Source organism: Stenotrophomonas maltophilia group sp. P373, from assembly GCF_053295075.1.
On sequence record NZ_CM129994.1, the window covers coordinates 3,602,881 to 3,618,014 of the forward strand.

General features: G+C 67.4%; 12 protein-coding genes. 10 read left to right on the top strand and 2 right to left on the bottom strand.

All coding sequences use genetic code 11. The features are described from left to right. The first annotated feature begins 204 nt into the window (after nt 1–204). The 9 genes from ilvC (at nt 205) to leuB (ending at nt 9,877) form a co-directional block, all read left to right on the top strand. Nucleotides 205–1,179 (top strand): ketol-acid reductoisomerase, encoded by a 975-nt coding sequence (ilvC, locus tag ACSYHF_RS16670; RefSeq protein ID WP_053499062.1) that lies wholly within the window; start codon nt 205–207, stop codon nt 1,177–1,179. A 39-nt stretch (nt 1,180–1,218) separates the two neighbouring features. Further along, entirely contained in the window at nt 1,219–2,955 is a 1,737-nt protein-coding gene (gene ilvG, locus ACSYHF_RS16675; protein ID WP_447575821.1) for an acetolactate synthase 2 catalytic subunit, read from the top strand. Continuing rightward, nucleotides 2,939–3,190, top strand: a complete 252-nt coding sequence (locus ACSYHF_RS16680) for an ACT domain-containing protein (protein WP_005419108.1) — start codon at nt 2,939–2,941, stop codon at nt 3,188–3,190. Before ilvG ends, ACSYHF_RS16680 begins: the two co-directional genes overlap by 17 nt. Nucleotides 3,191–3,286: 96 nt before the next feature. Further along, nucleotides 3,287–4,378, top strand: a complete 1,092-nt coding sequence (locus tag ACSYHF_RS16685; RefSeq protein ID WP_447575822.1) for a threonine dehydratase — start codon at nt 3,287–3,289, stop codon at nt 4,376–4,378. Next, on the top strand, nt 4,375–5,961 hold the full coding sequence (locus tag ACSYHF_RS16690; protein WP_111129280.1) for a 2-isopropylmalate synthase: 1,587 nt from the start codon (nt 4,375–4,377) through the stop codon (nt 5,959–5,961). Before ACSYHF_RS16685 ends, ACSYHF_RS16690 begins: the two co-directional genes overlap by 4 nt. A gap of 10 nt (nt 5,962–5,971) precedes the next feature. Then, a complete protein-coding gene (locus tag ACSYHF_RS16695; protein WP_005419113.1) occupies nt 5,972–6,745 on the top strand; it encodes a class I SAM-dependent methyltransferase in 774 nt (257 codons plus the stop codon). A gap of 60 nt (nt 6,746–6,805) precedes the next feature. After that, the gene (gene leuC, locus ACSYHF_RS16700) at nt 6,806–8,224 is read left to right on the top strand and encodes a 3-isopropylmalate dehydratase large subunit (RefSeq protein ID WP_447575823.1); all 1,419 of its coding nucleotides are present in this window, start codon (nt 6,806–6,808) and stop codon (nt 8,222–8,224) included. After that, complete coding sequence (gene leuD, locus ACSYHF_RS16705) at nt 8,224–8,802, top strand: 3-isopropylmalate dehydratase small subunit (protein WP_005419117.1); 579 nt, start codon at nt 8,224–8,226, stop codon at nt 8,800–8,802. The genes leuC and leuD overlap by 1 nt, the downstream gene beginning before the upstream one ends. Further along, on the top strand, nt 8,792–9,877 hold the full coding sequence (leuB, locus tag ACSYHF_RS16710) for a 3-isopropylmalate dehydrogenase (protein ID WP_447575824.1): 1,086 nt from the start codon (nt 8,792–8,794) through the stop codon (nt 9,875–9,877). Before leuD ends, leuB begins: the two co-directional genes overlap by 11 nt. 170 nt (nt 9,878–10,047) lie before the next feature. On the opposite strand, the gene ACSYHF_RS16715 is transcribed toward leuB, so the two are convergent. Beyond that, nucleotides 10,048–10,821, bottom strand: coding sequence for an SDR family oxidoreductase (locus ACSYHF_RS16715; RefSeq protein ID WP_005419120.1), 774 nt, complete (start codon nt 10,819–10,821; stop codon nt 10,048–10,050). 117 nt (nt 10,822–10,938) lie between these two features. Here ACSYHF_RS16715 and ACSYHF_RS16720 point away from each other — a divergent pair, with 117 nt between their 5' ends. Continuing rightward, nucleotides 10,939–11,844 carry a LysR family transcriptional regulator gene (locus tag ACSYHF_RS16720; RefSeq protein ID WP_447575825.1) on the top strand — a complete coding sequence of 302 codons (906 nt, stop codon included), beginning with the start codon at nt 10,939–10,941 and terminating at the stop codon, nt 11,842–11,844. A gap of 128 nt (nt 11,845–11,972) precedes the next feature. Here ACSYHF_RS16720 and ACSYHF_RS16725 read toward each other — a convergent pair whose 3' ends face one another. After that, on the bottom strand, nt 11,973–15,134 hold the full coding sequence (locus ACSYHF_RS16725; RefSeq protein WP_134955735.1) for an efflux RND transporter permease subunit: 3,162 nt from the start codon (nt 15,132–15,134) through the stop codon (nt 11,973–11,975).

Here is a 15,134-nt window from a genome sequence, read left to right on the forward strand (position 1 = left end):
GGTTTTTTCATTTCAGAACCTGGTTTCAGACGCAACCACCATGACCAACGCTCATCGCACAACCCGGACCTGCAGCACCACGCCTCGTGGTGGCTGTGCCTGTGCGATGCGCGGCGCCCCCTCCACCGCTTTCCCCTGACCGGCCGGCACGTCACCTCGACGACCGGCCGTTCTTTTTTCTTCCCACCGCAAGGAACCTCCCCCATGAGCACCAACGACCTGCCCCAGACCAAGATCGCCGTCATCGGCTACGGCAGCCAGGGCCGCGCCCACGCACTGAACCTGCGCGAATCCGGCTTCGACGTGGTGGTAGGCCTGCGTCCGGGCGGTCCGACCGAAGCCAAGGCCCAGGCCGATGGATTCACCGTGGTCGCGCCCGCCGATGCGGTGAAGGACGCCGATCTGGTCGCCGTGCTGACCCCCGACATGGTGCAGAAGAAGCTCTACAACGATGTGCTGGCGCCGAACATGAAGCAGGGGGCGTGCCTGCTGTTCGCCCACGGACTGAACGTGCACTACGGCATGATCGAGCCGCGCGCCGATCTGGACGTGGTGCTGGTCGCGCCGAAGGGCCCGGGTGCGCTGGTGCGCCGTGAGTACGAGATCGGCCGTGGCGTGCCGTGCATCTGGGCGGTCTACCAGGACGTCAGCGGCAAGGCCGCGCAGCATGCCCAGGCCTATGCGGCCGGCCTCGGCGGTGCCCGCGCCAACCTGATCCAGACCACCTTCAAGGAAGAGACCGAGACCGATCTGTTCGGCGAGCAGGCGGTGCTGTGTGGTGGTGCGTCGGCGCTGGTGCAGGCCGGTTTCGAGACCCTGGTGGAAGCTGGCTACCAGCCGGAGATCGCCTACTACGAAGTACTGCACGAGCTGAAGCTGATCGTCGACCTGTTCTACGAAGGCGGCATCTCGCGCATGCTGGAATTCATCTCCGAGACCGCGCAGTACGGCGACTACGTCAGCGGCCCGCGCGTGATCGACGCTGGCACCAAGGCACGCATGAAGGAAGTACTGAAGGACATCCAGGACGGCACCTTCACCAAGAACTGGGTGGCCGAGTACGAAGCGGGCCTGCCGAACTACAACAGGTTCAAGCAGGCCGACCTGGAGCACCCGATCGAAAAGGTGGGCAAGGAACTGCGCGCCAAGATGGTCTGGTTGCAAGGACAGGCCGCGTAACCGCGCGGCCCTCCCCCACCCGCTTTGCAAGGTTCCCCCATGAACTCTTCCACACACCGCAGCGCGCCGCCCAACGGCGCGCGCTGGCTGACCCAGGCGCTGGAGGCCGAAGGCGTCCGCACGCTGTTCGGCTATCCCGGTGGCACCATCATGCCGTTCTACGACGCGCTGGTGGACTCGTCGCTGAAGCACATCCTGGTGCGCCACGAGCAGGGTGCCGCCCTGGCCGCCAATGGTTTCGCCCGCGCCAGCAACCAGGTGGGCGTCTGCGTGGCCACCTCCGGGCCGGGCGCGTCGAACCTGGTCACCGGCATCGCCGATGCGATGCTGGACTCGGTACCGATGGTCTGCATCACCGGCCAGGTCGGCACGCCGCTGCTGGGCACCGACGCCTTCCAGGAACTGGATGTGTTCGGCCTGACGATGCCGATCGTCAAGCACAGCTGGCTGGTGCGCAGCGTCGATGACCTGCCGCGCGTGGTGGCCGATGCGTTCCGGATCGCCCGCGAAGGTCGCCCCGGCCCGGTGCTGATCGACCTGCCCAAGGACGTGCAACTGGCCGACGCCAGCCATCTGCCGGCCCATGCGCCCAGCAGCGTCGAACCACCGCCGGCGCCGGCCGAGGCCGCCATTGCCGAAGCCATTGCCGCGCTGGCCGCGGCCGAGAAGCCGGTGGTCTACGCCGGCGGTGGCATCGCGCTGGGTGATGCGGTGCAGGACCTGCGCGATTTGGTGGAGGCCAGTGCCATCCCCACCGTGATGACGCTGCGCGGCCTGGGCGCACTGCCGGCCAGCCATCCGCAGTCGCTGGGCATGCTGGGCATGCACGGGACCCGCGCGGCCAACATGGCGGTGCAGGAAAGCGACCTGCTGCTGGTGCTGGGCGCACGCTTCGACGACCGTGCCACCGGCAAGCTGGCCGAGTTCGCACCGTTCGCCCGCGTCGTTCACATCGATGCGGACGCATATGAGATCTCCAAGCTGCGCAGCGCCGACGTCGCTGTGCCTGGCAATGTCGGCCATGCCATCCGCGCCCTGCGTGCGGCCTTCCCCTCCCCCAAGGCCCACCAGGACGCATGGCGCAAGCGCTGTGCACAGCATCGCGATCGTTTCGCAGCGCGCTACGACGCACCGGGCCAGCACATCTACGCCCCGGCGCTGCTGAAGCGCCTGAGCGAACTGGCACCGGCCGATGCGGTGATCGCCTGCGACGTCGGCCAGCACCAGATGTGGGTGGCGCAGCACTGCCGCTTCAACCACCCGCGCAACCACCTGACCAGTGGCGCGCTGGGGACCATGGGCTTCGGCCTGCCGGCAGCGATGGGTGCGCAGTTCGCCTGCCCCGATCGCACCGTGGTGCTGGTGTCCGGCGACGGCAGCTTCATGATGAACGTGCAGGAGCTGGCGACCATCGCGCGTTGCCGCCTGCCGGTGAAGATCGTGCTGCTGGACAACAGTTCGCTGGGCATGGTGCGGCAATGGCAGGAGCTGTTCTTCGCCGAGCGCTACAGCGAGATCGACCTGTCCGACAACCCGGACTTCGTGGCGCTGGCGCAGGTGTTCGGCATTTCCGCCACCCGCATCGACGCGCGGGATGACGTCGAGGGTGGCCTGGCCGCGCTGCTGGCCGAACCCGGCCCGGCACTGCTGCACGTCGCCATCGATGCACGCGCCAACGTATGGCCGCTGGTGCCACCGAACACCGCCAACAGCACGATGCTGGAAAGCAACCCCGCCCATGCCCGCCAGGAGATCCCCAATGCACTACCGGCTTGACCTGGTGCTGCACCCGGCCGAAGGCGCGCTGTTGCGCGTGATCGGCATGGCCGAGCGCCGTGGCTTCGCGCCGCGTGCGATCAGCGGTGCGCCGGTGGCCGCCGACGATGGCCGCTGGCACCTGCAACTGGTGGTGGATGGCCAGCGCCCGGCGGAAACGCTGTGCCGGCAGATCGAGAAGATCTACGACTGCGTGTCCGTGCAGGTCACCGCCGTGGAAGGAGCATCCGTATGAACACCCGTACCGTAGTGACCACGGTGCCGGTACGGAGGCGTCTTCTTCGCCGCCCGTGCCCGCATGCGGCGGTCGCCTGCACCCCGCTGGTGGCCCATGCCGGCCGCTGATGCCAGCCAGGAAAGCGATGTCGGCGACGTAAGCGTCGCCGACGTACTGGCGGCGCAGGCCCGGCTGCGCCGCTTCCTGCCGCCTACCCCGCTGCACCATGCCGAGCGCTTCGGCACCTGGCTGAAGCTGGAGAACCTGCAGCGCACCGGGTCCTACAAAGTGCGCGGCGCGTTGAACGCGCTGCTGGCCGGCCGCGAGCGCGGCGATACCCGGCCGGTGATCTGCGCCTCGGCCGGCAACCATGCCCAGGGCGTGGCGTGGGCGGCCTACCGCCTGGACGTTCCGGCCATCACCGTGATGCCACATGGCGCGCCGGCCACCAAGATCGCCGGCGTCGCTCACTGGGGCGCCACCGTGCGCCAGCATGGCACCAGCTATGACGAGGCCTACGCCTTCGCGGTTGAACTGGCACAACGCCACGGCTACCGCTTCCTTTCCGCGTTCGACGACGCCGATGTGATTGCCGGCCAGGGTACGGTCGGCATCGAGCTGGCCGCGCACGCACCGGACGTGGTGATCGTGCCGATCGGCGGCGGTGGCCTGGCCTCCGGCGTTGCACTGGCGCTGAAATCACAGGGCGTGCGCGTGATCGGTGCCCAGGTGGAAGGCGTTGACTCAATGGCGCGCGCCATCCGCGGCGACGTACGCGAGATCGCCCCCGTCGCCTCGCTGGCCGACGGCGTGCGGGTGAAGATCCCTGGATTCCTGACCCGACGCCTGTGCACCTCGCTGCTGGACGACGTAGTGATCGTGCGCGAAGCCGAACTGCGTGAAACCCTGGTCCGGCTGGCACTGGAAGAACACATCATCGCCGAGGGCGCCGGTGCGCTGGCGCTGGCAGCAGGCCGCCGTGTCGCTGGCCGCCGCAAGTGCGCGGTGGTGTCCGGCGGGAATATCGATGCGGGTGTCCTGGCCGGCCTGCTCACCGACATCCGGCCGCGCACGCCGCGCAAACCACGGCGACGGCGTAGTGAAACCCCGCGCTCGCCCGGCAAGGCCAGCGCCCTCGCGTCCCCCACCTCTTCCCCTTCCCCCCTGCAAGCCGCCGCACCCGCTGTCGAGGAGATTTCCCTGTGACCACCATCGAACGAATTACCACCCCGCGCATCCGCATCTTCGACACCACCCTGCGTGACGGCGAGCAGTCCCCCGGCTGCAGCATGAGCCCGCCGCAGAAGCTGGTGATGGCGCGTGCGCTGGACGAACTGGGCGTGGACATCATCGAGACCGGCTTCCCGGCCAGCTCGCAGTCCGACCGCGAAGCGATGGCACTGATCGGCCGCGAACTGCGCCGCCCGAGCCTGACCCTGGCGGTGCTGTCTCGCTGCCTGCAGGCCGACATCGAGACCTCGGCACGCGCACTGGAAGCTGCGGCCAACCCGCGCCTGCACGTGTTCCTGTCCACCAGCCCGCTGCACCGCGAACACAAGCTGCGGATGACCCGCGAGCAGGTGCTGGAATCGGTACGCAAGCACGTCTCGCTGGCTCGCTCCTACATCGACGATGTCGAGTTCTCGGCCGAGGATGCCACCCGCACCGAGCTGGACTACCTGATCGAAGTCTCGCGCGTAGCCATTGCCGCCGGCGCCACCACCATCAACCTGCCCGACACCGTCGGCTTCACCACGCCGGAAGAGATCCGCGCGATGTTCCAGCAGGTCATCGCCGGCGTCGCCGATGTGCCGAATGCCGCCAACGTGATCTTCAGCGCGCACTGCCACAATGACCTGGGCCTGGCGGTGGCCAACTCGCTGGCCGCCATCGAAGGCGGTGCACGCCAGGTCGAGTGCACCGTCAACGGCATCGGCGAGCGCGCCGGCAACTGTTCGCTGGAAGAGATCGCGATGGTGCTGAAGGTGCGCCAGGCCTTCTACGAACAGGACAGTTCGATCAACACCCCGCGCATCGTCGGCACCTCGCAGCTGCTGCAGCGCCTGGTCGGCATGCCGGTACAGCGCAACAAGGCCATCGTCGGTGCCAATGCCTTCGCCCACGAATCGGGCATCCACCAGCACGGCATGCTGCGCCATCGCGGCACCTACGAAATCATGCGCCCGGAAGACGTGGGCTGGGAAGATTCGCAGATGGTGCTGGGTCGCCACAGTGGCCGCGCCGCCGTCGAAGCACGCCTGCGTGCACTGGGCTTCTGGCTGGACGAAGACGAACTGAAGCTGGTGTTCGAGCAGTTCAAGGGCCTGTGCGAACAGCAGCGCGTGGTCACCGATGCCGACCTGCAAACCTTGATGCAGGGCGGCTCCAACGCGCAGGGCTATCGCCTGGCGTCGATGACCATCAGCGACGTCGGCAGCCGCGCCAATGCACTGGTCGAACTGTCCGACCCGGACGGCAACCGCGTGGCCGAGACCGCGCAGGGCGACGGCCCGGTCGATGCGCTGTTCGGCGCGCTGTCGGCTGCCACCGGCGTGCAGCTGATGCTGGACAGCTACCAGGTGCACAGCGTCGGCATCGGCGCCGATGCGCGCGGTGAAGCCAATCTGAGCGTGCGCCACGACGGCGTGGAGTACGACGGCACCGGCACCAGCAAGGACATCATCGAAGCCTCCGCGCTGGCCTGGCTGGATGTGGCCAACCGCCTGCTGCGCCAGCGCCAGGCCACCGCCCACAGCAGCACCGACGTTCCCACCCCTGCCACCGCCTGAGGAACCCGAGATGAGCGCCTTCGACACTCCTAGCGCAGCCGCTGGCCAGCAGTGGAACGCCCAGGACTATGCGATCGATGCCGGCTTCGTACCGTTGCTCGGTGGCGCGGTCGCGCGCCTGCTCGATCCGCGCGCCGGTGAGCGCATCCTCGACCTGGGCTGTGGCGATGGCGTGCTCAGCACCGAGCTGGCCCTGAGCGGCGCGTGCATCCACGGCGTGGACGCGTCGCCGGAACTGGTGATCGCCGCCCGTGCACGTGGCGTCGACGCGCAGGTGATGGACGGCCACGCGCTGTCGTTCGACAGCGAGTTCGATGCGGTCTTCAGCAATGCCGCATTGCATTGGATGGGCAACCCGGACCGCGTGCTGGAAGGCGTGCGTCGCGCGCTGCGCCCCGGTGGCCGCTTCGTCGCCGAGTTCGGCGGCCATGGCAACGTGGCCACGATCGTCGCGGCGGTACAGGCCGCACGCGTGGCCCACGGCCATGGCGCCAGCACCTTCCAGTGGTACTTCCCGACCGCCGATGCCTATGCCGACCGCCTGCGCCAGCATGGCTTCCAGGTGCAACTGATCGAATGCACGCCGCGCCCGACCCCGCTGCCGACCGGCGTGGCCGGCTGGCTGCGGGTATTCGCCGCGCCACTGCTGGATGACCTGCCCGCCGAGGCCCGCGCCACCGTGCGCGAGGCGGCTACTAGCCTGCTTGCCGAGTTGCCTCGTGACGCATTCGGCCAGCCGCTGGCCGACTACGTGCGGCTGCGGGTCCTCGCCCGCCGTCGCTGACTTGACCCTTTCATATTCATTCCTGATGTTCGCAACTTCGTACTTCTGCCAGGCATACGCATGACTTCCGCACCCCGCACCCTGTACGACAAACTGTGGGACGCCCACGTGGTGGTTCCCGAATCCGACAGCGCACCCGCCGTGCTGTACATCGACCTGCACCTGATCCATGAGGTCACCTCGCCGCAGGCATTCACCGAACTGCGCGAGCGCGGCCTGGCGCCGCGCCGGCCGGACCGCACCAAGGCGACGATGGACCACTCCACGCCGACCTTGCCGGCTGCGGCCGACGGCACGCTGCCCTATGCCAGTGCCGCCTCCGAAGCACAGGTCGCCACCCTGGCGCGAAACTGCGCCGAGCACGGTATCGAACTGTTCGACATGGCCTCGGACAACCGCGGCATCGTCCATGTCATTGCGCCGGAACAGGGCTTCACCCAGCCGGGCATGACCATCGTCTGCGGTGACAGCCACACCTCCACCCACGGTGCATTCGGCTCGCTGGCCTTCGGCATCGGCACCAGCGAGGTCGGCCACGTGCTGGCCACGCAGTGCCTGCTGCAGCGCAAGGCCAAGACCTTCGCGATCACCGTTGACGGTGCGCTGGCACCCGGCGTCGGCGCCAAGGATGTGGTCCTGCACATCATCGGCGTGATCGGCGTCAACGGCGGCACCGGCCACGTGATCGAGTTCCGTGGCAGCACCATCGAAGCGATGGACATGGAACAGCGCATGACCCTGTGCAACATGTCGATCGAGGCCGGTGCACGCGCCGGCATGGTCGCGCCCGACCAGGTCACCTTCGACTTCGTCGCCGCTACGCCGCGCGGCCCCAAGGGCGCCGACTTCGACGCTGCCGTGGCGCGCTGGCAACAGCTGCGCAGCGATGACGGCGCGCGCTTCGACAGCGAAGTGCACATCGACGCCGCCGACATCCGCCCGACCCTGACCTGGGGTACGCATCCGGGTACCGCGATCGCCGTGGATGCGCCGATTCCCGTCGCCAACGATGCCGCCGCACAGAAGGGCCTGGACTACATGCACTTCCAGGCCGGCAAGGCGCTGGCGGGCACACCGGTGGACGTAGTGTTCGTTGGTTCGTGCACCAACGGCCGCCTGAGCGACATGCGCGAAGTCGCACAGGTGCTGCGCGGCCGTCGTGTTGCCGAGCGCGTACGCATGCTGGTGGTACCGGGCTCGGAGATCGTCAAGCGCGAGGCCGAGGCCGAGGGCATCCATGAGATCGTGCGCGCGGCCGGTGCCGAATGGCGCGAGCCGGGCTGCTCGATGTGCATCGCGATGAACGGCGATCTGGTCGCCCCCGGCCAGCTGGCCGTGAGTACCAGCAACCGCAATTTTGAAGGCCGGCAGGGGCCCGGTTCGCGCACGCTGCTGGCCTCGCCGATGAGCGCGGCGTGGGCCGCGGTGAACGGGCACGTTGCCGACACCCGCGAACTGTTCGCACAGGAGGTGGCGTGATGGCCGGTTTCCGTACCCTGACCTCGGCCAGCGTGGTGCTGCGCCAGACCAACATCGACACCGACCAGATCATCCCGGCGCGGTTCCTGTCCACCACCGAGCGTGCCGGGCTGGGTCGCAACGCGTTCAACGACTGGCGCTGGCAAGCTGATGGTTCGCCGGTGGCCGACTTCGCCTTCAACCAGCCGCACAACGCCGGCCGCAGCATCCTGCTGGCGGGCCGCAACTTCGGCTGCGGTTCTTCGCGCGAGCATGCACCGTGGGCGCTGACCGACCTGGGCCTGCGTGCCATCGTCAGCAGCGAGATCGCGGACATCTTCCGCGGCAACGCGCTGAAGAACGGCCTGCTGCCGATCGTGCTGGACGAGGCCGACGTACAGGCGCTGATGCAGCGCCCGGACGATGCGCTGACCATCGACGTGGCTGCGCGCGAACTGCGCACCCCCGATGGCCAGGTCTATTCCTTCCCGCTGGATGGCTTCTCGCAGACCTGCCTGCTGGAAGGCGTCGACCAGTTGGGGTATCTGTTGGGCCGTGTCCCTGAAATCGAACGTTACGAGAGTGAGCATGCACGCTGAAATTGTTGTCCTGCCCGGTGATGGCATCGGCCCGGAAGTGGCCGCCGCGGCAGTTGCCGTCCTGAAGGCGGTCGCCGGACGCTTCAACCACACCTTCACCTTCAGCGAGCACGACATCGGTGGCATCGCCATCGACCGCCACGGTGAACCGCTACCGGCGTCGACGCTGGCCGCCTGCCAGACCGCCAATGCGGTGCTGCTGGGCGCGGTCGGCGGCCCGAAGTGGTCCGACCCGAACGCCAAGGTGCGCCCGGAACAGGGCCTGCTGGCGATCCGCAAGGCGCTGGGCCTGTATGCCAACCTGCGCCCGGTGCGTACCCACGAGGCCGCGCTGCACGCCTCGCCGATCAAGGCAGAGCTGCTGCAGGGCGTGGACTTCGTGGTGGTGCGTGAACTGACCGGCGGCATCTACTTCGGCCACAAGACCCGCGACGCCGACAGCGCCAGCGACCTGTGCCGCTACACCGTGGCCGAGATCGAGCGCGTGCTGCGCAGCGCCTTCCGCCTGGCCCAGCAGCGTCGCGGCAAGGTCACCTCGGTGGACAAGGCCAATGTACTGGAAACCTCGCGCCTGTGGCGCGACGTGGCCGCACGCATCGGCCGCGAAGAATTCCCGGACGTGGCGCTGGAGCACCAGCTGGTCGATTCGATGGCCATGCACCTGCTGGCCAAGCCACGCGAGTACGACGTGATCGTCACCGAGAACATGTTCGGCGACATCCTCACCGATGAGGCCTCGATGCTGGCCGGTTCGCTGGGCCTGCTGCCGTCGGCCTCGCTGGGCCTGCTGCCGTCGGCCTCGCTGGGCGAGCCCGGTGCGGTGGGCATTTACGAGCCCATCCACGGTTCGGCCCCGGACATCGCCGGCAAGGGCATCGCCAATCCGTACGCAACAATCTTCAGCGCCGCGATGCTGCTGCGCCATTCGCTGGGGCTGGAAGCCGAAGCGGCCGCAGTGGAAGCCGCCGTGCATGCGGTGCTGGATGACGGCGTGTTCACCGCCGACCTTGCGGCCAAGGGCCAGGCCGTCAGCACCGCCGCGGCAACCGACGCGGTGCTGGCGAAGCTGGGCTGATCCATCGGGCAACACCTGTAGAGTCGAGCATGGCACGGCTCTACAGGTGGCCCGTGGCCACTGCCCGACTCCGTGCCAACCAAGGTTGGCACCTACCACAGCGGTAGATCCACGCCATGCGTGGATGATTCGGTTCCCGCGCGGTAGGGCCACGCCATGCATGGCTTTGCTTACTTGGTGGTGTACCCACCATTGACCAGAATCGTCTGCCCGGTCATCCACCAGCCATCGGTCACCAGGAAGCGGATCCACGGCACGATGTCGGCGATGTCGGTCAGCCCGGTGCGGGTGAACGCCGACAACGCCGCCGCAGTCTTGTGATACGCCTGCGCATCGGCGCTCTCGGCCGGATAGAAGAACGGCGTGTCCATCGGACCGGGACCGATCGCGGTCACCGAGATGCCGCGCTCGCCGAACTCCTTCGACGCCGCACGGGTGAAATGCTCGACCGGCGCCTTGGTGCCGGCATAGCTGGAATAGAACGGCGTGAACGCACCCAGCAGCGAGGTGACCAGGGTGCAGATGCGGCCACCGTCATTGATGTGGCGACCTGCCTCCTTCAGGAAGAAGAACGCGGCCTTGGCATTGACCGCGCTCATCTCGTCGTACTCCGCCTCGCTGATGTCCAGCAGCGGCTTCTTGAGTACCTTTCCCACCGTATTGATGGCGATGTCAGGACGGCCGACTGCGGCCACGGCATCGACGAACAAGCGCTCCATCGCTGCCGCCGACGTCAGGTCGCCCTGCAGGGCCACCGCCTTGCTGCCGGCGGCCTGCACCGCGGCTACAGTCGCTTCTGCATCGGCCTGGGTAGCGGCACTGTTGTAGTGGATGACGATGGCTTTGGCGCCCTGTGCGGCGAAGTCGCGGGCGATCAGGCCGCCCAGGTTCTTGGCGCCACCGGCGATCAGTACGGTCTTGCCCTTGAGGGAATGCTCGGTCATGGCTTCGGTCTCGGGAGGGGGCTGCCCGGGGTGGCAACCCTGCCCTGACGACGATATCGTGCAGAAAAAGCGGATAAAGCCCGCCACATTGACTTAACTTTCCAGAGTCAGCGAACAATGGACCGGATCGATCGCTTCCGCATCTTCACCCGGGTCGTGGAGTGCGCGAGCTTCACCCGCGCCGCCGACCAGCTCGGCCTGCCCCGCTCCACTGTCTCGGCAGCCATTGCGGAGCTGGAGCAGCGGCTCGGCACCCGCCTGCTGCAGCGCTCGACCCGGCGGGTGTCCACCACCCACGACGGCGATGTGTTCCATGCCCGCTGCCTGCGCCTGATCGCCGAGGTCGAGGACGCCGAATCGCTGTTCCTCCAGGTCGACGCCCAGCCGTCGGGGCTGCTGAAGATCGACGTACCCAGCCGCATCGGCCGCCGCATCATCGCACCGGCGCTGCCAGACTTCTTCGCCCGCTACCCTCAGGTGGAAGTGGACCTGGGCATGAGCGACCGCGCGGTGAACCTGATCGAGGACGGTTGCGATGCAGTGTTGCGGGTCGGCCAGCTGGGCGACTCCAGCCTGGTGGCGCGCGAGCTGGGCCAGCTGGACTTCGTCAACGTCGCCGCACCGGCCTACCTGCGCGAGCACGGAGTGCCGCAGCACCCCGCCGATCTGCAGCAGCATCGCGCGGTGAACTATGCGTCGCCGACGAATGCACGGGTGGAACCCTGGGAATGGCAGGACGGCGGCCAGCTTCACATGCAGCCGATGCCGGGCTGGGTACGAGTGAACAGCGCCGAGGCGTCGATCGCCTGCTGCGTGGCGGGACTAGGGCTGTTGCAGATTCCGCGCTACGACGTACAGGCGGAACTGCAGTCAGGTGCCTTAGTGGAGGTGATGCCGCAACACGTGGCGCAGCCATTGCCGGTGACACTTCTGCAGCCGCATCGGCAACACCGCGCACAGCGCGTGCAGGTGTTCATCGAATGGCTGCTGCCGGTGCTGCGGAGCGGCCTGCAGCTGCAGTAGATCCACGCCATGGGTGAATGCATGCATCCGTGCCAACCAAGGTTGGCACCTACCAGGGCAAAGACCAACCGGCGTGGGGGGGGGCAGAGCCCTTTCCCGGAGGAAAAGGGATCCGACCCCGGTCGGCATCACGCCCCGGATTCATCGGGCTTCACCCGGAACCAGGCCGCGTACAACGCCGGCAGGAACACCAGGGTCAGCACCGTACCGACGATCAGGCCACCCATGATCGAGATCGCCATCGAGCCATAGAATGCGCTGCGCGACAGCGGAATCATCGCCAGCACGGCTGCCAGTGCGGTCAGCACGATCGGGCGGAAACGGCGCACCGTGGCATCGATGATCGAATGCCAACGGTCATGCCCGGCATCGATGTCCTGCTGGATCTGGTCGATCAGGATCACCGAGTTGCGCATGATCATGCCGGCCAGCGCGATCGTGCCCAGCAGCGCCACGAAGCCGAACGGCGCGCGGAACAGCAGCAGGAACAGGGTCGCGCCGATGATGCCCAGCGGCGCGGTCACCAGCACCATCGCTGCACGCGAGAAGCTGCGCAGCTGCAGCATCAGCAGCGTGGCCACCACCACCAGGAACAGCGGCATGCCGGCCTTGATCGAGTTCTGGCCACGCGCCGAATCCTCCACGGTACCGCCGGTTTCCAGCAGGTAACCACTGGGCAGCTCGGCACGGATGCCGTCCAGTGTGGGCAGGATCTGATGCACCACGTCCAGCGCCTGCATGCCATCACTGATGTCGGCGCGCACGGTCACCGTCGGCAATCGGTTGCGGTGCCAGATGATGCCGTCCTCGAAGCCGTACTCCATCGTCGCCACCTGCGACAGCGTGATGCTGCCACCGTTGGCGGTGGGCATCGACAGGCTGGACAGCAGCTCCAGTTGATTGCGCTCATCGGCCGGCCCGCGCAGCAGCATCTCGATCTGGCGATTGCCCTCGCGATACACGCTTACCGATTGCCCGGCCAACGAACTGGCCAGGAACTGGCTGACCTGGGCGCTGCTCACGCCCAGCGCGCGGGCGCGCTCCTGGTCGACCACCAGGCGCACCACCTTGCTCGGCTCGCTCCAGTCCAGGTTGACGTTCATCACGTGCGGGTTCTCCCGCACCTTGGCCTCGACCTGGCGCGCGATCGCCTGCACCTTCTCGATGTGCTCGCCGGAGATGCGCATCTGCACCGGATAGCCGACCGGCGGGCCGTTCTCCAGGCGGGTCACGCGCATCTGCACGTCCGGGAACTTCGGGATCACCTCGTGCAGCAGCCAGTCGCGGGTGCTTTCGCGTGAAGTGATGTCCTTGGCCAGCACCACGAACTGGGCGAAGTTGGTCGCCGGCAGCTGCTGGTCCAGCGGCAGGTAGAAGCGCGGCGAACCGGTGCCCACATAGGACACGTAGTTGGCAATGCCCTCGCGGCTGGACAGCAGCTTCTCAAGCTTCTCGGCCTGGGCCTGGGTCGAGCGCAGCGAGGCGCCCTCGGCCAGCTCGATGTCCACCATCAGTTCCGGCCGGGTCGAATCCGGGAAGAACTGCTGCGGCACGAAGCGGAACATCATCAGCGAGAACACGAACAGGCCGATGGTCGCCGCGATCACCCACCAGCGATGCCGCAGGCAGGTATCGAGGAAGCGACGGAAACTACGATAGAACGGGCGCTGGTACGGATCGTGGTCGTGCCCGTGCTGCGACGGCGCGATCAGATTGGCCAGCGCCGGATAGCGGTCGGCCCACTGCTGGCGCTTGGCGTGCCAGCGCGCTGACAGGCTGCCCGGCTTCGGCGGCTGCGGATTGAACAGGTCCGGCAGCATCTTGTCGCCCAGGTAAGGGATGAACAGCACCGCTGCGATCCACGACACCACCAGCGCGATGGTCACCACCTGGAACAGCGAGCGGGTGTATTCACCGGTACTCGATGCCGCAGTGGCAATGGGCAGGAAGCCGGCCGCGGTGATCAGGGTGCCGGTCAGCATCGGGAACGCGGTCGACTCCCAGGCGAAACTGGCGGCGCGCAGGCGGTCGTAGCCCTGCTCCATCTTGGTGGCCATCATCTCCACCGCGATGATCGCATCGTCCACCAGCAGTCCCAGCGCCAGCACCAATGCACCCAGCGAGATCTTGTGCAGGCCGATGTCGAAGTAGTGCATGACAAAGAAGGTCATCGCCAGCACCAGCGGGATGGTCACGCCCACCACCAGGCCGGTGCGCAGGCCCAGCGAGAAGAAGCTGACCAGCAGCACGATCACCACCGCCTCGGTCAGCACCTGCACGAACTCGCCGACCGACTCTTCCACCGATTGCGGCTGGTCGGACACCTTGCGCAGCTGCATGCCGGCCGGCAGGGTCTTCTGCAGGCGTTCGAACTCGGCATCGAGGTTGGCGCCGAGCTTGAGGATGTCACCGCCATCCTTCATCGCCACCGCCAGGCCGATCGCCTCTTCGCCCATGAAGCGCATCTTCGGCGACGCCGGATCGGCGAAGCCGCGCTTGACCTCGGCGATGTCGCCCAGGTGCACGGTGCGGTCGCCGGCGCGGATCGGGAACTGGCGGATCGCTTCGATGTCGTTGAACTGGCCGGTCACCCGCAGCTGCACGCGATCGGTGGCGGTCTCGAAGAAGCTGGTGCCGGTCACTGCGTTCTGGTCGGCCAGCGCCTGCTGCACCTGCTGCATCGACACGCCCAGCGTGGCCAGCCGGGTGTTGGACAGTTCGATCCACACCTTCTCGTCCTGCAGGCCGACCAGGTCGATCTTGCCGACGTCGGGCACCCGCTGCAGTTCCAGCTGGATGCGGTCGGCGTAGTCGCGCATCACCGCGTAGTCGAAGCCCTTGCCGGTCAACGCATAGATGTTGCCGTAGGTGTCGCCGAACTCATCGTTGAAGAAAGGACCGACGATCTCGCGCGGCAGCGTCGGGCGGATGTCGCCCACGCGCTTGCGCACCTGGTACCACAGGTCCGGGATCTGCCTGGAACGCAGGCTGTCGCGCGCCATGAAGATGATCTGCGATTCGCCCGGGCGCGAGTACGAGCGGATGAACTCGTACTCGCCGGTATTCATCAGCGCCTTCTCAAGCGGCTCGGTCACCTGCCGCGAGACCTGCTCGGCGGTCGCCCCCGGCCACAATGTGCGCACCACCATCGCCTTGAAGGTGAACGGCGGGTCCTCGGACTGGCCCAGATGCTTGTACGACCATGCGCCGATCAGCGCGAAAGCCAGCATCGCAAACAGCACCAGCGGGCGGTTGGACAACGCCCACTCGGAAAGATTGAAGCGGCGCAC